Raw genomic sequence first — 22782 nt, forward strand, 5'->3', positions numbered from 1 at the left:
TTATTTATATATTTTTACCCTATTGTTGGCAAATTAAAATATTGTTTTTTTAAAAGAATGTGATATAATAATTTTTGTAGTTAATCTTAATATAGGTCAATTTTTTCAAGGTACTTATATCTCCTAGGTCATAGGAGGAAGTTATCAAGAACAAAATTAGTCCTATGATCTTAAGGAGGTTTTTAAAAATGGCAGATAAGACTATCGTATGCAAAGACTGTGGAAAAGAATTTATATTTACTGAAGGCGAGCAAGCTTTCTACAAAGAAAAAGGATTTGAAAATGATCCAGTAAGATGCCCAGATTGCAGAAGAGCAAGAAAAGCTGAAAAAAATAGCATGAGAAATAGATAATAATTTAAAGAGAGGTTTTAAACCTCTCTTTTTCTATTTCCTTATTACGTTTGCCTTCTTCAATACTTTTCCTAATGGTATTGCTAAGACAATGCCTGCAACTACCTGTGCAATGTTTCCTGGGATTTCTGCTGCTGCTAGCACAAAAGCCTGAGTAAAAGCTATTTTTGTGGTAAAGTGCATCAAAATTACTCCAGCTCCATAGTATGCTGCTATCATCCATATACCACCGAGTACAAATGCTAGTATATTGTTTAATATATTGTTTCCTTCGTAATTATTTCTATAAGCAATAACCCCTGCAATGTATGCCATGGTTCCCTTTATTATAAATGTAAATGGCGCCCATATAGCATATGGGGAAAGTAAATCAAACAAGCACATACCAATTGCTGCTGATAAAAATCCCTTTTTCTTCCCTAACAGTACTGCTGCTAAAAATACCATACTGTCACCAAGATGAACCACACCTTTAACTATAACTCCACTAGGTATATTAATTACCGCTGTAGCAATATAGGTTATTGCTGCCATAAGCGCTATCTGTACCATATCTTGAACTTTTCCATTACCTAATGCTACTTTTTTGCTTTCCATTGTTCCATTCCACTCCTTTTCTTTAGGCATACAAAATTTGAATATGCCCTATCATCATAAATTACAAAGCAATATCACTATAGGTTATAGCTCTTTTCTGTTTACTATTATATTATTTTTTTATATAAATTCAAAATGTAACGATACAATGTATGAAATATATTTTATACAATAAATAATTGTTTTACTAATAATTTTTATTGGTAATGCTAATAATAACATTATCAGTAATGCTTTAATATGTAAGTACTTTAATATTTTACAGGAGGTAATATATATGACTTTTTTACGTTGGTTAGGCGGCATAGTCTTATTCTTTTGGCTTATAGGTTTGATATTCCGAATCGGCGGTGGATTTATAAATCTTCTATTACTTGTAGCAGCATTAGTATTTATAGTAGATGCTCTATTTGGAAGAAAGAAGACAATGTAACATATTTAATAAATAAGAGTTCAGATTTTATCTGAGCTCTTTACTATTTTTTTGACTTTTTGTGGCATCATAACTATATTTACTTGTGTACTTGTCCTAATACTCATGATATAATTTATTCTGTGTATGAAGGGAGGATTTAATTTATGTTAAATTTCATGAAAAAAAGAGTATTAAGAACATCTAAAGCTATGCTTCTAAAAGCTTTTGACTTCTTGAATAAATACTATTTTATTATTATAGGTCTCTATTTTTTATACAACGCTATGAAAATCGTATACGCTAATACAGGAGTTGACTATAAAGCTTTTAAATTTTTATTAGCATTTGCAGCATTTACAGCTTATTCTGAGATTCGCAAAGATGTTAAATGGATTCCTTACTTATTACTTGCTGTGCCTTTTCTAATGTTTTTATCATATATAAATGTTCATGGATATGCATTTTGGGGAAAAATGCTAAGCTGGCAAATGAGCAAAAATATTGTAGTGGATTTAAATCCTATTTTTAGCAAGATACCATTAAACGATGCTGCATTCTTACGTGTCTACAAACCCGAGACTCTTACTTGGATTTTAAGAATGGTTTATAATAATGGATTTGTTCTTCCTATATTGTTGCCTATTTATAGAGCTGCTATATCTAAGGACTTTAAAAAGATGGTTAGATATGCATTATCCGGACATATAGTACAAGTTTTTCTAATAACACCTTTTTATCTTACTTTCCATTTACAAGAAGTATGGTACGTACTTGGCCATCCTGATGGACTAGCAAGAAACATGACTCCTGCACAAGCAGCAGGTGTATCACTAAATTGCTTCCCATCTATGCATACTTCTATAGCCTTTGCAGCATTTTTATTAGTTATGAGAGAAAAAAATAAGCTATTTAAGTATGTATGGGGATTCTTTTGCTTAAGTGTAATATTCTCTACAATGTATTTAGAGATACACTGGGTTATAGATGTATTGGCTGGAATGTTATTTGCTTATGGAACTGTTAAATTAGTTGATTTTGTCTTAGATAAAGGCAAAATATTAATACAAAGCATACTTCGCTCTTACTACTATAAAAGCATTCCTTCAACCTATATAAGCAATTACTATACAAATTTATTACAATAACATAAGAAGGGTTAAACTAAAATTTAGTTTAACCCTTTTATTTATATAGTTATTCAGATTTACCAATATCAGATAGCGTAAGCCCCTTGTTATGGTCTAGTGCCCATCCTATTGCCCACTCACTTTGGAATATTAATATATTTCTATCCTTTAAATCTTTAACTACTTTTGTATCACTTGTTAACGTAAGTTTATCTACTGGAACTTCTGAACTTTCTATCCATCTTATATATTTATATGAAAGTCTATCCATTTTTATATCTACATTGTATTCATGTTTCATTCTGTATTCTAATACTTCAAATTGTAGTACTCCTACAACCCCTACTATAATCTCTTCAATTCCTATATGGAGCTCCTTGAACACCTGGATTGCACCTTCTTGTGAAATCTCAGTTACGCCCTTTATGAATTGTTTTCTTTTCATTGTATCTATAGTTTTAACTCTTGCAAAAAACTCTGGAGCAAATATAGGAATGCCTTCGAATTTAAACTTTTTAGGGCTTGAGCATAAAGTATCTCCAATACTAAAAATACCAGGATCAAAAACTCCAATTATATCACCTGCATAGGCTTCCTCCACAATTTCTCTATCTTGAGCCAAAAATTGTTGTGGCTGTGCAAGTTTAATTTTATTTCCACCCTGGATATGGAACACTTCCATCCCCTTTTTAAATCTGCCTGAACAAATTCTCATAAAGGCAATTCTATCTCTATGTGCTGGATTCATGTTAGCTTGAATCTTAAAGACAAAAGCTGAGAAATCCTCATTAAAAACCTCTACTTCTCCCTGGTCTGATTCTCTTGCCAAAGGTGCTGTAGTTAAGCCCAAGAACTCTCTTAAAAATGGCTCCACACCAAAGTTAGTTAAAGCACTACCAAAGAATACCGGAGTAAGTGAGCCGTCCCTTACTTTCTTAATATCAAATTCATCGCCAGCTATGTCGAGTAGTTCAATATCTTCTTTTAACTTTTCGTGCAGGGGTTCTCCAAGTAGATCCTTAAATACTGAATCATCTACTTGACCTTCTATTGATTGCACTGCAGTTTGTCCGTGGTTTCCACCATTGAAAGCCTCAATTAATTTTTTCTCTCTATCGTATACACCTTTGAAATCTGCCCCTGAACCTATAGGCCAATTCATTGGATATGATTTTATTCCTAAAACATTCTCTATATCTTCCATTAGTTCAAATGGATCTTTACTTTCTCTATCCATTTTATTTACGAATGTAAATATAGGTATTCCTCTTAAACTACATACATGGAAAAGCTTTTTTGTCTGCTCTTCCACACCTTTTGCAGCATCGATAACCATAACAGCACTGTCTGCTGCCATTAACGTTCTGTAGGTATCCTCACTGAAATCTTGGTGTCCTGGTGTATCTAATATATTTATACAAAATCCATCATAGTTAAATTGCATAACTGAAGATGTAACTGAAATACCTCTTTGTTTCTCTATTTCCATCCAGTCTGATACTGCATGTTTTGATGCTTTTCTAGCTTTAACGGAACCAGCAAGCCTTATTGCTCCTCCGTATAATAATAGCTTTTCTGTCAACGTAGTTTTACCAGCGTCGGGGTGGGATATTATAGCAAATGTTCTTCTTCTTTCAATCTCTTTTACTAAGTCCGCCACAGCTCTCTCTCCTCTTCTTTTATTGCTTCCAACAATGATTTTAACTTTATTATTAATTAATGTCAACTTAAGTGATTTAAGATTATATCATTTCGTACAATTCTTTTCAATAAAAAAATATTTTCACAACGTAAACGTTTAATTTTATATTTATTTACCTTAGATAGCCTAATATTAAGAATTTACAAAATTTATTTCGACAGCTTAAATGATATAATAATTTATATAAGACATCTTTGAAAATATGTAATATTGGAGGTTTAAAATGTACAAGTTAGTCGCACTTGATATGGATGGAACTCTTTTAAAAGAGGACAAGACTATATCTAAAGAAAATCTCGAAGCAATTAAGAAAGCTAAAGAAAATGGCATCAAGGTAGTTTTAGCAACTGGTAGACCTACTAAAGGTATTGAAAAATATTTAAAGCAATTAAATTTATTAAACGACGGTGATTATGCCGTAGCCTTTAATGGTGCAGTAGTTCAAAATACTAAAACTGGTGAGATTATAGCTAAAAATTTTATGAATTTAAATGATCTTAAATATCTATATACTTTGAGTAAAAAACTTAATGTAAATATTCATGCTCTAACGACCTCTTCCTGTATAACTCCTAAGCTCAATAAGTATAGTGAGTTGGAAGCTACTATGAATGGTATACCTCTTGAAATAGTTGATTTTGATAACATAAGCAAAGATACTACCATAGTAAAGGTTATGTTTATAGATGATGAGAGTATATTGAATAAAGTCATAGAGAATCTTCCTAATGACATCAACGATAGATATACAATCGTCAGAAGCGCTCCTTTCTTTCTAGAGTTTATAAATAAGAAAGTTAATAAGGGATTTGGCGTCGAAGTCTTAGCTAAAAATTTAGGCATAAACCAAGAAGAGGTTATTTGTATGGGTGATGCCGGTAATGACATACACATGATAAAGTATGCTGGACTAGGCGTAGCTATGGGCAATGCATTTCCTGAGTTAAAAGAAATTGCTAATTATATTACCAAAACCAACGAAGAACATGGCGTGGCTCACGTAATAAATAAGTTTATATTAAAAGGTCAAAAGGTAGGATAAAAACTTTATCCTACCTTTATCTTGGTATAAATCCTATTTTTTTCTGCATTTTTCTTAGCATTTTATTTGCAACATAATTTGCTTTTTCTGCACCCTTTCTATATATACTCTCAAGATATTCTTTATCATTTAATATTTCGTTTATTCTTTTTTGTATAGGCTCCAACTCATTAACTATAGCATCTGCAACATCTAATTTAAATTGAGCATATCCTTGACCTTCATACTTTTTCTCTATTTGATCTATGCTCATTCCTGTTATAGCATTTAATATTGTTATTAGATTCTTAACTCCTGGTTGTTCATCATTATACTTTACTATACCTAAACTGTCGGTAACAGCTCTGCTAATTTTCTTTCTTATTACATCTGGAGGATCCATTATTAATATATAACTATTAGGATTGTCTGCTGACTTTGACATCTTTTTTGTAGGCTCTTGTAAATCCATAACTTTTGCGCCTAACTCTGGAATATAAGGTTCAGGTATATTAAACGTAGGGCTGTATAAGCTATTAAATCTCTCAGCAATGTCTCTAGTAAGCTCAAGATGCTGTTTTTGATCTTTTCCTACTGGAACTAAGTTAGCATTATAAAGCAGTATATCTGCAGCCATTAGAACAGGATAGTCTAGTAACCCCGCACTTATGGATTCTCCGTATCTTTGAGATTTATCCTTAAATTGCGTCATTCTACTTAATTCTCCAGTATAAGTGAAGCAATTTAACAACCAAGCTCCTTCAGCGTGAGCAGGAACATGTGATTGAATAAATATAGTATTTTTTTCCGGATCAAGCCCTGCTGCTAAGTATATTGCAAGTACTTCTAGTGTTCTTCTTCTTAAATCTTTTGGCTCCTGTCTTACTGTTATAGCATGCAAATCTACTACGCAATAATAGCATTCATATTCATCCTGTAACTTAACCCAATTTTTTAAAGCTCCTAAATAGTTACCTAATGTCAAGTTTCCTGATGGCTGAATTCCACTAAATATTATCTTCTTATTTTCTTCCATAAAAATTCACCTCATTTATTTAATTATTGTAAATAAAAAAACCCTATGATTTTTTAAATCATAGGGCGTAATGTCGCTGTGCCACCTAATTTCAAAAAGACAAGCAATATAGTCTTTTCCTCAACTCAGATACATAAAAATATCCTATCTTTATAACGTAAGATTAACGTCCAGGAACTACTTTTTATTCATTCCGATCCTCCAGAACCCATTCGGTTTAATCATAATTGCTATAATCCCACCACCTACAGCTCTCTTTAAATCTGTTTTTAAACCTACTTACTTTCTATCAACGGATTTATATTATTTGATTCTTTTAAAATATATTATTCTTTAAAAGAAGATTTGTCAATACTTTTATACTTATTTTTTTATATGAAACTCCTCTTCGCAAACTCAGATGAGTAAGCGATTCACACAAAATCAAAGATTTTGGTTCTCTGCTTACTTTTTCCACAGTCCGTGTATATTGCAATATTCTCTTGCAAATAACACTTCCTCGTCAATTTTGAATATTGCTTCTGGCTTTTCTCCTGGCTTAAGCCATTTTCTATAAAGCTTGTTAGCAGTGTGTACTTCTATCCATTCTATGTGGTGTTCCTCAACCATTGGATGTTCTACTTCTCCAACTTTTACAATTACTCCACCTTCTATTTTTTCTATTGCTGGCACGTGCTTTTCAACTGCTGCATCTACTGTATTCTCTACAAGCAGTGTCATCGGCTTATTACAACAAACTAAGCTTCCTCCTGCTTTATGAATTACCTCAACCATATTGCCGCAAATCTCACATTTATAAACCTGTCTAACCTCTGTCATAATAATTCCTCCCTTTCATTGAATTTTCTGATTTTAATTATATTATTCTGCATCTTTTTCTAATTTCCTTTTTTTAATTAAGTTATTATCGATAATTTTTAAATCATTGAAATTAGGGTTATATTAAAACCCTAACTTCATGTTCTCCTCCACCTAAAAAAGGAATGATTCCACTATCTAACTTATTTCCATCAAGCCAAATTCCTTTTTCCTCAGCTCTTTTAATTTGTATACTATATTTGCAGCCTTGTCTGTTATAGTAAATATTATAACTCTGCCATTCATCCGGTACACACGGATTTACCATAAAGCCTTGTTTACCTATTAATTTAAGTCCAAGTATAGCCTCAATTCCTGTTCTATACATCCATCCTGCAGCTCCAGTATACCAGCTCCATCCTCCTCTACCTGTATGAGGTTCTACTGCATAGACGTCAGCTGTCATTACATATGGCTCTACTTTGTAAACTTGACAATTTAAATATGATTTAGCGTGATTTATTGGATTAATCATATTAAATATCTTCCATGCCTTATTGTTATATCCCATTTTAGCTAAAGCTAATATCACCCATATAGATGCATGCGTATATTGGCCGCCATTTTCCCTTACTCCTGGAACATACCCTTTAATATACCCAGGTTCTAAAGTCGACTTATCAAAGGCTGGTGTAAGAAGCAATACTATTCCCTTATCATCCTTAATTAGATTCCTTTCTAAAGCCTCCATAGCTTCTTTTGCTCTAGATTCTTTTGCAGCACCGGAAATAACAGCCCAAGACTGGGATAGTGAATCTATTTGACATTCATCATTTTGCACCGAACCTAAAGGCACGCCATTATCAAAGTAGGCTCTTCTATACCAACCACCGTCCCAAGCATTTTTCTCTAGATTATCCCTAATAAACTCTTTTAAATCACTGTATTTTGCAACCTTTTCTTCATCATTTTTTATTTTACATATTTCTATGAATTTATCAAGAATACTATATAGGAACCATCCTAACCAGACACTCTCTCCTCTTCCCTCATTTCCAACAGTGCTCATTCCGTCATTCCAATCTCCAGATCCCATCAGCGGTATATTATGACTTCCGAACTTTAAGGATTTTTCTATTGCTTTTATACAGTGTTCATATATAGTTCCTTTTTTATCGGATTTTCTTGATATATTGTATCTCTCATCTTCTCCTTCTTTTAATTCCTCATCTTCTAAGTAGCCTACCTCTTCATCTAATATGCTGTAGTCTCCTGTATTTTGTATATAGTCTGCAGTAGCGTAAGGAAGCCATAGTAAATCATCTGAAAATCTTGTTCTAATTCCGCTTTCTACTACAGGATGCCACCAATGTTGAACATCTCCCTCTAGGTATTGCTTTGAGGCGCTATAGACTATATGCTTTCTTGATATTTCAGGTTCAAGGTATGTAATAGGCATAATATCTTGAAGTTGGTCTCTAAACCCATAAGCCCCACCTGATTGGTAGAACGCGGTCCTTGCCCAGAATCTACAGGATATAATCTGATACATAAGCCATCCATTTATCATTAGATCCATAGACTTATCTGGGGTTTCTACCTGTATAATATTAAATAATTCCTTCCAGAAATTTTTTGTATTATTTAATTCTTTTTCAGCAATACCTTCAGTACTATATTTATTTATTATATGAGATATCTTTTCGAAACTTTCTTCCTGTCCAAAGAGTACTAATATTTCTTTTTCCTCTCCTTCATTTAAGGTTATCTTAACATTCTTTGCAAGACAAGGGTCCATACCAGCACCAACGGTATTAGACAACTTTTTCGACTTAAGTGCCTCAGGAGATTTTATATCTCCTCCTCTTCCTACAAATTCTTTCCTGTTCCCAGTAAAAGATAACTCCTCTCCACCGATAACTTTAAGGTAACAAATTAGTTTTCCAAAATGTTCACTATAAGGATTTCTTGCATAGATATAATTATTCTCTTTATCAAATCCAGTAAATACATACTGTGCTGTTTGTTCATGAGCTACACCCATAACAAGCTTCGCATAGTAACTAATAGATAATCTTCTCTTAGAACTTGTAATATTTTTAAGTTTTATCCTGCATACCTTAACATTTTCATTCATGTCAACAAACATTTTCATATTCCCTAGAATGCCATGTGCCTCATGTTCAAATTTAGAGTATCCAAATCCATGTTCAATTATATAGTCTCCACTATCCCTTATAGGCTTAGGTGATATGCTCCATACACTTCCATCCATCTCATCGCGTATATATATCTCTTCTGCCTCACTATCTATAACAGGATCATTAGACCATGTAGTTAACTTGTTTTCTCTACTATTTTTATTCCATGTATATGAAATACCACTTTCTGAAACATGAAAACCAAAGTTTCCATTCGAAATTACATTTATCCAAGGTGCAGGAGTATTATCATAATTCTTAAGAATTATAATGTATGAATCACCTTCGCTGCTAAAACCACCTAGCCCATTATAATAATCTAATTTAGCTATTGATGGCTTATATGAGTTATAGTTATATTTTTGTGGTTCTATAACTAATAATTCCTTTTCACTTTCTTCTTTGTTTTCTTCATTCATTTGAACCATTAGTGAACCTTTATCTCCATCTATTACAATTCTTGAAACAGCCATTAATAACTCTATATCTTCTTTTGCTATAGTAGCTGTATTATGAAGAAATACCCCGCCGGCTTTATTTTGTTTATCCCTGGCATGACTTGAGCTTATTAAATCTCTTACAACATCCTGCATAGATTGAATATAGGAATTTTCCTGTAGATTAAGTATAACTAGATCCACCTTCAATCCTTTTAGGCACCAATACTCATGAGCACTTATAAGCTGCCTTACTAAACCTATATGCTTTTCTTCTCTAACTATTATCAATACTATAGGTAAATCTCCTGAAATACCATAGGCCCACAGAGCCGATTGCCCTTTTCTTATATTCATAATATATTTGTCTCTGTCTTTAAATAATGTATTCAAAAATAGAATTTTTGAAGCCATTAATTGATATAAATTTGCTTGAGCAGATTTTATTCCTAAGTATTTCATCTCAAGCTGCACTCCACTCCATGAAAGTTCAAAAACTCTACTTATATTCCTTATGTCCGCATACTTTTTGGCAAGTTCTACTACTTCATCCTTTGAATCGCCTACTGCTGTAGTAAAGGCTGCTGTACAGGTTTCTCCTGCTTCTATTTTCATCCTCACTCTCATACTAATTATAGGATCAAGTATAGCTCCTGCTGTCATTTTTAATTGAGTATCATTATCCATTGCTTGAGGATTAGATAAATCTCTTCCTCTTCCTATAAAATTAGCTCTACTTGTTTCGTATTGAATAGTCCCTACAGTATTTCCTTCAAATGCAACAGTTTGCATAAGCCAAGGCTGCTTATCTTTTCTTGACCTAGGCCTTCTATTTGCAATAATACATCCTAAATCATCAATATATTCAGTTTTAATAAATAAATTACTAAAGGTAGGGTGGACTAAATCTGCATTATAATGTGCTAGCGTTACTTCACAATAACTTGTAATTTCCACTATTCTAGTATGCTCACTATGATTTGTTATAGATATTTTTCTCACTTCTGCATTATCCTCATTAGAAACAGTAACTTCTGTACGGGTTCTTAAATTACCATCTTTTCTTTTAAACTCTACCTTATCTAATGAAAATAATACTTCATATTCTTCTCCCTCATATTTACATGGTTCGTAAGCTGTGCTCCAGTATTCATTTGAGTTAATATTTTTTATATAAAAAAACATCCCCGTATCATCTAAACTCACATCTTCTCTCCATCTATAAACTGTCATATCATCTTTTTTGCTGTAACCACTCCCACTGTTAGTAATCATTAAGGAATAGCTTCCATTTGACATCAAATGAGTTTCTGGCATTTCTGTCCTTGCAGTAGTATATCTTCTTACAGCTATATTTTGTTTTTCTACAGAAATGTCAAAAGCATCATATTGATATTCTCTATCATACACTACAGCTTTAGGAACTTTCTCCTGAAGCAAAAGTTCTGCAGCCTTTACCCTAGGAATTTCATGAAATCTTTCCTGAAAAATACTATTATTTAAAACATTATTTAAAGACATTAGACTCATGCCTTCATGGTGAACCATAAAACATTTCACCATAGCATTTTTCTTACCTTTCGGAAGTCTTTCTTGTGTATAATCTATGGATTCATAAAATCCATATCTTCCTTCTAACCCTAAATCTATTAGCCTTTTTATGTTGTCCAAGGACCCCTTTATATCTATCAATAGTCCCATAATCGTAGAGTATGGAGAGATTACTAGTTCATTCATAAGCCCTCGTTTTAAACCTATTCCTGGCACACCAAAGGCTTTATATTGATAATTTAGATTAACATCAAAATAATAGAAAGCCGATTCAGATATTCCCCAAGGGACCCCTCTTTCTTTTCCATACTTTTTCTGACCTTTAATCACAGCTTTATAAGTTTCGCCTAATAACGTATTAGGATAGCTTTTCATAATTATGAGGGGCATGAAATATTCAAACATAGTTCCACTCCAGGAAACTAATCCTTTGCTTTTACCCATGGAAGTTATAGACCTACCTAATTTAAACCAATGTTCTTGTTCTATATCTCCCTTAGCTATTGATACAAAACTTGCTTGCCTTGCTTCTGATGCAAGCAAATCATAAAAGCAGTTATCCAATCTGTCTTTTTCTACGTCATAGCCAATTGAGAAAAGCTGCCTTTTTTTATTGTATAACATCCTGAATTCTGTATTATCAGCCATAGAATCTAATTTTTGTTTTAAATCTTTAACTTTATATAATAGATTATTTATTTCCTTTTTACTACTTTCTAGTGATTGCTCTATTTCATTAAACCATTGCTCTTTTTCTTGCAAATTTACGTTATTTAATTGATTTCTTAGGTTATCAACTTCTTTCAATATATCACTTAATGGTGTTTTGTCAGATAACTTTATAAAACTATCTTTTATATTTTTAAGTTTTTCTAAGTTTTCCGACGCTAAGTCAACCCAAGGAAATAACATTTGGAGTTCTTCTAGTCTTTTATTTACATAATCTATTAGTTTATGATTCCAATATAGATCCTTGTATCTCTGACTTTTCTCTATATCCACTGATTGACTTAAGAGACTTAAAAGTGATTTTCTCCATGAGAATATGTTAAATTCCATATTTGCTAGCTCATTAATTTTATCATTATAGTAATTGCTTATTTGCAACTCATCTTCTATCTCTTCATTTGCAAGTATTAAAGTGTCCATTAAACCTTTCAATAATCTATCATTAATTACTGGATTATTAACATATTCATCTAATGAAGCTATAGTAAGCCATACATACCCAACTAAATTTCCGCTATCTACAGTAGAAATATATCTAGGATAAAGAGGTTTTTTAGTCTCTGTATCATACCAATTATAAAAGTGACCTTTATACTTTTCCAGTAAGTTCATACTGGAAATTACTCTATCTATTCTATCTACTAATTCTAAGGTTCCAATGTACCCAAGATCAAAAGCAGCTAAATTAGATGTAATACCCATTCCCATATTTGTAGGAGATGTTCTATGTGCTACACCATTATTAGGGTCCTCTTGATAGTTATCTGGTGCTAACCAATTGTTATCCTCATTTACAAAATCCTCAAAATATGCCCAGGTTTTTCTGCTTAATCGTCTTAATACTTTTTCTTCTTCTTTATTTAATTCCTCTTTTTCTTCCTTTATCTCTTTGCTTATTTTATATGCTATATACGGACTTATAAACCATAGAATGCAGGATGGAGCCATTACAATTGTTGTTTCTAAGGAGTTTCTAAAGGATATAATTAAAGTCAAAACACTTATTATACTTCCTATCCACATAGCTGATATAAAATCTTTTAACATTCTTCCGGAATTAGCCTCTACGTCTGCTGCAGTTTGCCATTGCAGCATCTTTTTCTTGCTTATAAACAGTCTATAAATTGTTCTAATAATAGCATCTAACATTAAATATGATTGATAAGGTAAAAAGCAGAAAATAAGAAAAAATTGTTCAATAAGATTCTTTCCATTTTTCACTTTTCCTGCAAAACTTATTCCTTTGTTTTGTGAAACCACAGCTTCTGAAACACCAAAAAATACAGGACAAAGCAAGGATAAAAACGCTATTATAAGCCATGTATCTGGGTTGTAAAATAAAAATAGCGATACTATAATTAGGATCATGATTGCTGGTGACAAAAGGCTTCTTCTTAAATTATCAAATATTTTCCACCTAGATAATTTGTTGAGTGAAGTCTTCTTAAACAACCATGGAATAAGCTGCCAATCACCTCTAACCCATCTATGAAGCCTTTTAGAACTAGAATTATAATATGCAGGATACCCATCCACTAGTTCTACATCAGTAACTAATGCAGCCCTCATGTAAGACCCTTCAAGTAGATCATGACTTAGTACTGAATTTTCAGGTATTTCATCTGCAAGGACTTTATTAAAAATATCTATGTCGTATATACCTTTTCCTGTAAAAATTCCTTCGTCAAATAGATCTTCATATACATCTGAAATAGCACTTGTATACATATCTATTCCCGATTCCCCTGAGAAAATCTTTGAAAATAATGTTTTATTGGCACTTAGTGTACCTACGCTCACCCTTGGCTGCATTAGGCCATGCCCTCTAATAATTCTTTTCTGATGTTCATCTAAGTATGGTATGTTTAACACATGCGACATTGCCCCTATTAATTTTTTAGCACTATCTCTTGGAAGTTGAGTATCTGCATCTAATGTTATTACATACTTTACACCATATAAGTTCTTTACATCGCCGCTTACTACATTATAACTTGTGTTTTGATTACCTCTTATCAAATTATTGAATTCTACCAGCTTACCTCTTTTTCTTTCCCAACCAATCCAAATTCCCTCTTTTGAGTTATATTGCCTGTATCTACTAAAAAAATAAAATATATCCCCACCATTTTCACTGTATTTTTGATTAAGCTCTTTAACTAAATTAAGTGTTGTATCTATTATATTTCTATCATTTTCTTCTTCTTCACTTTTACTATCTTTGAAGTCTCCTAATAGAGCAAAGTACAGGTTTTTTTCTTTATTAGCAAGGTAGTATACTTCCATATCTTTTATCAAACTTTTTACTCTAGATTCGTTATTTAGTAGAGTTGGAATAACTACGATAGAGCTAAATTCTTTAGGTATTTCATTTGTATATTCAATCTTAGGTATGAATCTTGGCTCAACTAATTTGCTTATACTATAATTAAAAATAGATATAATAATTTCACTGCAGGGAATTATAGCCACTAGTGTAATTAAGATGTATTTCCAAGGCTCCATCTGAGGATTATTATAATAGCTCAGCAACAGTATTAAAAATGTTAGTATAACTGTTCCTAAGATCATTGCTCCAATATATAGCCCAATATTTTCATTAATAAATTTATTATTTATGTTAGCTATTCCTTTGTCTTTGAAGTTAACTTTATTCTTTAAGCATTGTACGCCTTTATCTACTATATAATACCCAACATGTTTTTCATATTCATAACAATCGCCTTTTTCAAATGCTTCTTCTGAACATTCTACTGCCTTTTTTGCTACAAAAGACTCTGCAACATTCATATGCTTAGCAAGTTTTTCTACGCTATGTCTATAATAGTCTCTAGACTCAAAATCCATATTTTCGTATATATGTAAAGGGTCTTTTCTTAAAATCTCTTCTACATAACTAAGTTTTTCAAAATTTTCTCTCCAATTTAGCGCGGCAACTTCTCTTATACCAGTTACTGAATTTCCTATAGAAGCTTGATATGCCATCTGTCTTTGATGTTCAATATTTATAATTTTTTCAGAGTTTGTTTCTTGACTTTCTAGTTGATTATCTATCCATTCATATATATTTGAATTTTCAATCCCATTATCTCTTAAAGTTTTTAAAAGCCTCTCTGTCGAATGTGATGTAAATCTTATCTTTTGCTCCAAAAGCTTATCGATTTCCTGTGTTACTGTTTCATTATTAACAGCATTTATAAGCCTATCAGCAATTTCATCGCCTTTTTTTCTTTCTCTTTGTGCAAAAGCTATTCTTTCAGTTATTTTGCTTATATTTTGAATTAATGCAATTCTTATCATTATAGGTAGAGCCCACAATTCACCACTGGCGAGAATGGTATTCTTTTGATATTCAGTTATAAAGGTTTCTATAGTATCTTCATCAACCCTTCCATCTGTATGGGATACCATTTCAACCGCTATATAATAGATTCTAGGATAGCCTTTCATTACACCTTTATTCATAATAGGTAAATCTTTATAATATGACTCTGGCATATTATTTTTTATATCTTTATATTCTTTTTGAATTAAATAGAGATTATCTAATAACCACTCAGCGGCCTGAATAACCTCATTGTTTTGTCTAACTTCTTTATCAATATAGTCATAGTCTTTTAAGATCATTTTATAGCTATTATCTAAACTTTTTATTAGCTGTTTTCTACAATTTACTTTCCTAGCTTCTGCAGAGTACGCAGATATTTCTATTGCATGTTTTCTTAGCCCTTCCTTATTTACATTTAGAGTTGGCACATCATCCATTACATTTTCATTTTCTTCATCATTTTCATTTGATAGTATGTTAAGCATGTATATGCCAAATACTGCAACAGTTATTGCCAGAAATATAATATAGAGCATATCAATCCATCCTTTCGTGTAAAGAGAATTAGTGCTTTGATTATTATTCCCAGCAAATCACAAAATATGAATTCTATTAAAACAAAAAAAACGCTGGAAAGTATAAAAACTTTCTAACGTTTTTTATCCGCCTGGATAACGAGTTCTAAGCATCAGCTGGAGGTTAAATGCCTAAATGGCATTTAACGGGCAGAATTGCCCAGTGGTCGTAGACAACTCCACCTTATGCCAAGAACTCTGTTTATAATAATAATTCATTTTCTATAATTTCTTTAAAAGTCTGCCTTCTGCAAATTAGTTTAGCATCTCCATCTTTCACCATAACTACTGCAGGTTTTGGTATCTTATTATAATTGCTTGACATAGAATATCCATATGCTCCTGTAGTAAGCACTGCCAGGATATCACCACTTTCAGCCTCTGGGATTTTCACATTACTCAGCAATATATCTCCTGACTCACAGCATTTACCTGATATAGTAACAGTTTCTGTAGAATTACTTTCTACTTTATTAGCTATTATACATTGATATTCAGCATTATAAAGAGCTGGTCTTATATTATCTGTCATTCCTCCGTCTACTGCTATATACTTTCTTATATCTGGTATTTCTTTTATTGATCCCACTGTATAAAGCGTAATTCCTGCATTTCCAACAATTGATCTGCCTGGCTCAATGACTAATATAGGAAGATTTATATTAAGCTCTTTTGCAACACTTTCTGCTTTGCTTAATATTACATGGCAAAATTCTTCTACTTTTTTAGGAGTATCACCCTTTGTGTAGTATATTCCAAATCCGCCACCTAAGTCTAACTCCTGAACTTCATAACCAGTCTCATCCTTAATGTTTTTAACTATTGAGAGCATAATCTCCACTTCATCCTCATATGGCTTTGTATCGAATATCTGAGAACCAATGTGGCAATGTAGTCCAACTAACTCTATATTAGAAAGCGCTATAGATTTTTTCACAGCATCAATAGTTTTATTGTTTAGTAATGTAAAACCAAATTTAGAGTCTATTTGTCCTGTTTTTATATACTCATGTGTATGTGCTTCTATACCTGGGGTAATTCTTAGTAGAATCTTCTGAACCTTATTTTTTTCCTTAGCTATATCATTGATTTTTTCTATCTCATAGAAATTATCTACTACAAATCTACCTACATCTAAGTTAATTCCCATCTCTATTTCTTCTAAAGTTTTGTTGTTACCATGAAAATATACTTTTTCCATAGGAAATTCACTTTTCCATGCAGTATACAATTCTCCACCTGAAACTACATCTAAACATAAACCTTCACTTTTTATAATTTGGCACATAGCCAAAGTTAAAAATGCCTTTCCTGCATAAGCTACTTTATTTTTGTTTTCACTAGCTCTAAATGAGTTATAGTATCTTCTGCACTGACTTCTTATTAACTCTTCATCAACTACATATAGAGGAGTACCAAATTTTTTTGCCAAGTCTATTGTACTAACTCCACCAATATAAAGGGTATTGTTTTTTATATCCATAGTACCAGCTAATTTCATAATCAATTTTCCTCCTTTTAGTCGGAACACTGGGTAATTTTGGTTATAGGTTAAATTCACTTGCAATAACGTTAATTGCTTTTACCTTATCTTTCTGTTTAATTGCACAGGTAATTCTTATTTCTGAAGTTGTAATCATCTTTACCCCTATGTCGTTTTGACTAAGAAGTTTAAACATTTTAGATGCAACTCCTGATGTAGTTTTCATTCCTATACCCACCACAGAAAACTTTGTTATATCCTGATCTATAGCAATTTGATTCTCCTCTAAATAGAATGGCTTAATTATTTCCAAGCACTCACTTAAATCAACTTTTGGTATAGTAAATGATAAGTTAACTCTATTGTTTACAGGTGCTGTTTGGCTTATCATATCAATATTGATTCTCTTGCTTGCTACACTTTCAAATAGGCTTGATACAGTATTTATATCACTTTCTATGTCTCTTATTGTTATAGCTACATCATCATCACTTGTTGCTAATCCTGTTACTGGTTTACTCTCCATATTCATATTATTTACCCCCTTAATTACTGTTCCTTTAATATCACTATTACTTAATCCAACGTATATTGGAATATTATATTTTTGTCCAAGTTCTATAGATCTAGAGTGCATAACTTGAGCTCCAAGACTTGAAAGTTCAAGCATTTCTTCATAATCTATTTCATCTAACTTTTTAGCATCCTTATATTTTCTAGGATCTACACTATATATACCATCTACATCGGTATAGATTTCACATATCCCATCTAATTTCACTGCTATCGCAACAGCAGTAGTGTCTGAACCACCTCTTCCAAGAGTGGTTATATGTCCTTCTTCATTTATACCTTGGAATCCTGCTACTATTACAATTTTTCCTTCTGATAGACTCTTCTTTATATTTTCCCCATCTATATCATCTATTAACGATTTACCATGTTGTCCAGTGGTTTTTATCCCTATTTGGTATGCTGTATAACTGATAGCATCATAATCTGAAGCCTTAATTGCCATAGCAAGCAACGCACTAGACATCATTTCTCCAGTTGATAAAAGAGCATCTAATTCTCTTTTATCAGGATTGCTTGTAACCTCATTTGCAAGTCCTATTAAATCATCTGTAGTATCTCCCATAGCAGATACTACAACTATTACATCATCTCCTGCTTGTTTTCTTCTTACTACTGTTTGAGCAACATTTTTTATTTTTTCTATAGTTCCTACAGAACTTCCACCATATTTTTGTACAACAATTGCCATATCATCACTCCCTTAAAATTATTCTTGTGTGAAACATACCATAATTTATAAAAATAAAAGCAGCAAAGGAACACCTTTGCTGCACAAAAAATATCGTCGCAACTCTGTGTACCCTTTGTAGCTCTCCATCCCCATAGCTGGAACTATATCTATATAGTTAAAATTCGGTAAATCATTTACAGAATCTTAGATGACAGCCCTGCATATATTATATGCAAAGCCAGAAAATAGTTTCACCAAACTATTTTCTTCGGCCATAATTCCTTTCCTCACTTCTCACTGTCCGCCGACTAAAAGCAACTACTATTAATTACAGCACCTCTACCCTAAGGTAAGTTTCGTTATTAAATTATAATTAGTTTAACATAAGTATTTATACATTTCAAGATTATTTTTATGTTAATATAATTTATTTTTTCTTTACAATTCTTCATCATATAGAATTAATTTCTTTATTAATAATAATTTTATTGCATATTTATAAAAAATATAGATTATTTATAACGAACAAGTTATTTATTGTATCTATAGAATTCCTTAAAAGATTCTTCAGCATATATATAGTCTTTTACTCCACCTAGTTCTCTTATTGAGTGCATTGAAAGAACAGCTAAGCCCATATCTACTGAAGGTATATTTACGTGACTTGAAGATATAGGTCCAATGGTAGATCCTCCTTTTTCATCTGAACGATTCACAAAGAACTGAACTGGCACTCCTGCTATATCACATATACTTTTATAAACAGCACTAGATACACTATCTGAAGTATAACTTTGATTTGCACTTACTTTTATTATTGGTCCCTTATTAATTATTGGTCTATTTACAGGATCGCTCTTTTCGCCATAGTTCGGATGAAGCGCATGCCCTAAATCACATGATATCATAAAAGAATTGGAAAGAGCCCTGAAATAATCCTCTCTTCCTTTTCCCATTGAAATCATAATCCTCTCTAGTATATTAGACAGCATTGGTGAATCTGCCCCTTGTTTGGTAGTGCTTCCAACTTCTTCATTATCAAAACAAACCATAATGTTAGTAGTATTCCCTGCATCTACTTTAGTTAAAGCATTGATGCCTGAGTGTACCATTATTAAATCATCTAACCTTCCACAGGATATAAACTCATTGTTTAATCCTATAATGCTGCCTTTTTCATACTCATAAAGATATAAGTCAAAGTCTAATATATCTTCTTCTTTAACACTTAATTCATTGGCAATAGTCTTTATAAGATATTTTCCTTTTTCAAATTCTTCATTCACTAATGAAAGCAGTGGTAGTATATCCTTTTGTCTATTTAATTCTACTCCCGAATTCACATTTCTGTTCATATGTATAGCAAGATTAGGTATTATTAAAATTGGCCTTTTTATATTTAACAGTTTAACTTGTGGAGAAAAAGGGTTTTCGCTTTTTATAGTTACCCTCCCAGCTATAGATAACGGTCTATCTAGCCAAGTATTTATTATCGGACCGCCATAAACTTCTGTGTTTAGTTTTACATATGCTCCTTCTACTTCCATATCAGCATTAGGTTTTATTCTAAAACCTGGTGAATCTGTATGAGCACCTACTATCCTAAAGCCTTCTTCTTCTACTTCACCTTTTCCTACAACAAATGCAATTAAAGCGGAGTCGTATTTATTTAAAAAATATTTGCCTCCCTTTTTTAGATTCCATTTGTCTTCTTCTCTAATTTCTTCAAATCCTCTGCTTAAAAGAATCTTTTTTACACTATCTACAGCATGGAATGCTGTAGGACTCTCATAAATAAAATCTACTAATTCCTGAGCTTTTTTTAATTCTTCTGTCATAACTCTTCCTCCAAACTTAAAAGTAAAATTTAAAAATGATAACCTCATTCTATTTTTCAATAAAAAAATCAATACTTTATAATTATAACAAAATATCACTTTTTTAGTAATAAAAAAGTATAGCTTTTCACTATACTCTTAAGCACCTTAAATAAAAATATTCTAAATAATATATCAAAACTAAATGCTGTTGCATATTATATAATGATTGTAATTAGGTAGGAGAGTGTATTTATGAAAGGTACTATTAGAAATTTGTTTCCAGGTGGAAATACCAGTTATGGATTCTATTCATTTTATCAGTATATTATTAACCAGGACATTGCTAGAAGAAAGATTTGTATTAAAGGAGGCCCTGGCACTGGAAAATCAACTCTCATGAAAAAGGTAGGTGAATTCTTTAATTCTAAAGGATATGATATTGAATATCATCACTGCTCATCAGATAACAATTCTCTAGATGGTGTGGTAATTAAAGGTCTAAATGTTGCTATACTTGATGGTACTGCACCTCATGTAAGCTTCCTGTAAAGGCACTTATTAAAAGTTCCAAAAAATTGATATATGTTGTTCTAAGTTTTCTTTACTTTTTTCCCCTATTTCGATATAGTCAATTAATTCATTTGCAATTGACCGTAAAAAGTCTGTCGAATATTTATATTCTTCTATTAACTTTTTATAATAATCAGAGGAGAAGCTTTTTTCATTTAAATCATTGATCTTTGATTTTAATTCTTTTTTCTTTAATTGTAAATTATCTAATTCCTTTGAAAATAATGAACTTAATTCATTAAATTGTGTTTTTGATATTACACCACTAACTTTATCAATATAGGCATTCTTTAATGCTTCATTTCTATAAATTATATCTCTTTCCAATTTGCCTAACTGTACATTTAATCCCTTTAACATGTTTGCAACATCATTATCCTCTGATAGTTTTTTAGCTAATTCATTAATGTTACAATATGAATTCATATATTCTATTATTTTTCCTAAAATCACTTTTTCTAATCTTTCTAAACTTATTGAGTGACTCGTACATAATCTTTTCTTTGTATCAATTAAATATTTTCTGCACCTTAAGTAATTTTGACCTTTTCCATTGCAGTTCTTTGCCATCGTACTCTTACAATCCAAACATCTGACCTTTCCGGAAAACAAATGTGCCTTTCCACTTAAAGTACTTCTAATTCTGGAGCTAATTCGTCTTTGAACAATTTCAAAAGTTCCCTTATCTATTATTGCTTCATGAGTATTCTCCACGATAATCCATTCTCTTTGCTGGAGAGTTTTTATTTTTTTAGATTTGTAATTTATTTTTTTACACTTATGCTGTACCATATTGCCGATATATACTTGATTTTTTAGGATTCGTTTAATCGTAGTCTTGTTCCAAAGCCCGTAATCATTTTTTAATGAGGAATTTTTATATCTTAACCCTTTTATTTGCTTGTATTTTGTAGGATTAGGTATATTTTTTTCATTTAATATATTTGCTATACGCTGCGTTCCATTTCCATCTGTATATAAACTAAATATTATTTTCACTATTTCTGCCGCATCCTTATCTATAATTAACCTGTTTCTATCATTAGGATCTTTAGAATAGCCATAGCACGGAAATGATCCGATAAACTTACCTGCCTTTTGTTTCATACGAAAAGTAGCTTTAATTGACTTTGATATGTCTTCACAATACCATTCATTTATTAATCCGTTTATCTGACGTGATTTTTTATTGTTTTTATCAAGTGTGTCAACACCATCAACAATAGCAATAAACCTTATACCCCATTCTAAAAACTTATTATGAAGATACTTTTCTACCAATTCCATATCTCTTGTAAATCTTGATTGGGTTTTGCAAATGATGATATTAAACTTACTCATTTCCGCATCTCTAATCATTTTATTAAACTCTGGTCTATCCACGTCAAGCCCTGAATAGTCATCATCACTATATATTTTGTAAATATCCCAACCTTTTTCTAAAGCATACTTCATTAATAAGTTCTTTTGATTTTGTATACTCTCACTATCATCCATATAACTTTTCTTGTTTTTATCCTCATCGCTTAATCTGCAATAAATAGCAACCTTACTCATTCTGTTAAGCACCCCATTTATATTACTTAAAATATAGAATGTATTCTATTTTAAATAAAACCTTCAGAAAAGCTGGCCAGATTCTATAAATTCATACTTTTTCTTTAGCTTTTATTATTTTATAAACTAAGTCCTCTAAAACCTTTTTCTTTTCATCTTCATTTTTATTTTTAAATGTTTCAGATATTTTAAGTTCAATTTCTTTTTTTTGCATAAAAAATCCCCCCATAATTAAA

General features: G+C 31.6%; 14 protein-coding genes, 1 pseudogene, 1 riboswitch and 1 other annotated feature. Of the genes and pseudogenes, 5 read left to right on the forward strand and 10 right to left on the reverse strand.

Annotation, left to right across the window (positions count from 1 at the left end; genetic code table 11):
- The first annotated feature begins 188 nt into the window (after positions 1 to 188).
- Positions 189 to 353 carry a zinc-ribbon domain-containing protein gene (locus tag I6U51_RS10800; protein ID WP_178906136.1) on the forward strand — a complete coding sequence of 55 codons (165 nt, stop codon included), beginning with the start codon at positions 189 to 191 and terminating at the stop codon, positions 351 to 353.
- 33 nt (positions 354 to 386) lie between these two features.
- On the opposite strand, the gene I6U51_RS10805 is transcribed toward I6U51_RS10800, so the two are convergent.
- A complete protein-coding gene (locus tag I6U51_RS10805) occupies positions 387 to 950 on the reverse strand; it encodes an ECF transporter S component (RefSeq protein ID WP_211142715.1) in 564 nt (187 codons plus the stop codon).
- Between the two features lie 277 nt (positions 951 to 1227).
- Between I6U51_RS10805 and I6U51_RS10810 the strand changes: the two genes are divergently transcribed.
- Both I6U51_RS10810 and I6U51_RS10815 read left to right on the forward strand, forming a co-directional pair.
- Positions 1228 to 1383, forward strand: a complete 156-nt coding sequence (locus tag I6U51_RS10810; RefSeq protein ID WP_211142662.1) for a DUF5670 family protein — start codon at positions 1228 to 1230, stop codon at positions 1381 to 1383.
- A 146-nt stretch (positions 1384 to 1529) separates the two neighbouring features.
- The gene (locus tag I6U51_RS10815) at positions 1530 to 2510 is read left to right on the forward strand and encodes a phosphatase PAP2 family protein (RefSeq protein WP_211142663.1); all 981 of its coding nucleotides are present in this window, start codon (positions 1530 to 1532) and stop codon (positions 2508 to 2510) included.
- Positions 2511 to 2559: 49 nt separating this feature from the next.
- On the opposite strand, the gene I6U51_RS10820 is transcribed toward I6U51_RS10815, so the two are convergent.
- Entirely contained in the window at positions 2560 to 4152 is a 1593-nt protein-coding gene (locus I6U51_RS10820; RefSeq protein WP_211142664.1) for a peptide chain release factor 3, read from the reverse strand.
- A 265-nt stretch (positions 4153 to 4417) separates the two neighbouring features.
- On the opposite strand from I6U51_RS10820, the gene yidA reads away from it, so the two are divergent.
- Complete coding sequence (yidA, locus tag I6U51_RS10825) at positions 4418 to 5236, forward strand: sugar-phosphatase (protein WP_211142665.1); 819 nt, start codon at positions 4418 to 4420, stop codon at positions 5234 to 5236.
- Between the two features lie 16 nt (positions 5237 to 5252).
- On the opposite strand, the gene trpS is transcribed toward yidA, so the two are convergent.
- The 6 genes from trpS to I6U51_RS10855 form a co-directional block, all read right to left on the reverse strand.
- Positions 5253 to 6251, reverse strand: coding sequence for a tryptophan--tRNA ligase (gene trpS, locus I6U51_RS10830; RefSeq protein WP_211142666.1), 999 nt, complete (start codon positions 6249 to 6251; stop codon positions 5253 to 5255).
- A 58-nt stretch (positions 6252 to 6309) separates the two neighbouring features.
- Positions 6310 to 6553 (reverse strand) — a binding site (T-box leader).
- 142 nt (positions 6554 to 6695) lie between these two features.
- The gene (locus tag I6U51_RS10835; protein WP_211142667.1) at positions 6696 to 7070 is read right to left on the reverse strand and encodes a desulfoferrodoxin; all 375 of its coding nucleotides are present in this window, start codon (positions 7068 to 7070) and stop codon (positions 6696 to 6698) included.
- Positions 7071 to 7188: 118 nt separating this feature from the next.
- Positions 7189 to 15831, reverse strand: a complete 8643-nt coding sequence (locus I6U51_RS10840; RefSeq protein ID WP_211142668.1) for a glycoside hydrolase family 94 protein — start codon at positions 15829 to 15831, stop codon at positions 7189 to 7191.
- A 241-nt stretch (positions 15832 to 16072) separates the two neighbouring features.
- Positions 16073 to 17371 (reverse strand): diaminopimelate decarboxylase, encoded by a 1299-nt coding sequence (lysA, locus tag I6U51_RS10845; RefSeq protein ID WP_211142669.1) that lies wholly within the window; start codon positions 17369 to 17371, stop codon positions 16073 to 16075.
- Between the two features lie 43 nt (positions 17372 to 17414).
- Positions 17415 to 18617: an aspartate kinase gene (locus I6U51_RS10850; RefSeq protein ID WP_211142670.1), complete on the reverse strand. Its 1203-nt coding sequence runs from the start codon at positions 18615 to 18617 to the stop codon at positions 17415 to 17417.
- A gap of 110 nt (positions 18618 to 18727) precedes the next feature.
- Positions 18728 to 18949: riboswitch (Lysine riboswitch) on the reverse strand.
- Positions 18950 to 19129: 180 nt separating this feature from the next.
- Positions 19130 to 20437 (reverse strand): M18 family aminopeptidase, encoded by a 1308-nt coding sequence (locus I6U51_RS10855; protein WP_211142671.1) that lies wholly within the window; start codon positions 20435 to 20437, stop codon positions 19130 to 19132.
- Between the two features lie 234 nt (positions 20438 to 20671).
- Here I6U51_RS10855 and I6U51_RS10860 point away from each other — a divergent pair.
- Positions 20672 to 20956 (forward strand): annotated as a pseudogene (locus I6U51_RS10860) (P-loop domain-containing protein); the annotation flags it as partial.
- A gap of 21 nt (positions 20957 to 20977) precedes the next feature.
- Here I6U51_RS10860 and I6U51_RS10865 read toward each other — a convergent pair.
- On the reverse strand, positions 20978 to 22546 hold the full coding sequence (locus I6U51_RS10865; RefSeq protein WP_211142673.1) for a recombinase family protein: 1569 nt from the start codon (positions 22544 to 22546) through the stop codon (positions 20978 to 20980).
- Between the two features lie 91 nt (positions 22547 to 22637).
- On the reverse strand, positions 22638 to 22760 hold the full coding sequence (locus I6U51_RS25095; protein ID WP_281395957.1) for a hypothetical protein: 123 nt from the start codon (positions 22758 to 22760) through the stop codon (positions 22638 to 22640).
- Positions 22761 to 22782: the final 22 nt, after the last annotated feature.

The sequence above is a fragment of the Clostridium aciditolerans genome, from assembly GCF_016316925.1.
GTDB classification, from domain to species: domain Bacteria; phylum Bacillota; class Clostridia; order Clostridiales; family Clostridiaceae; genus Clostridium_AM; species Clostridium_AM aciditolerans.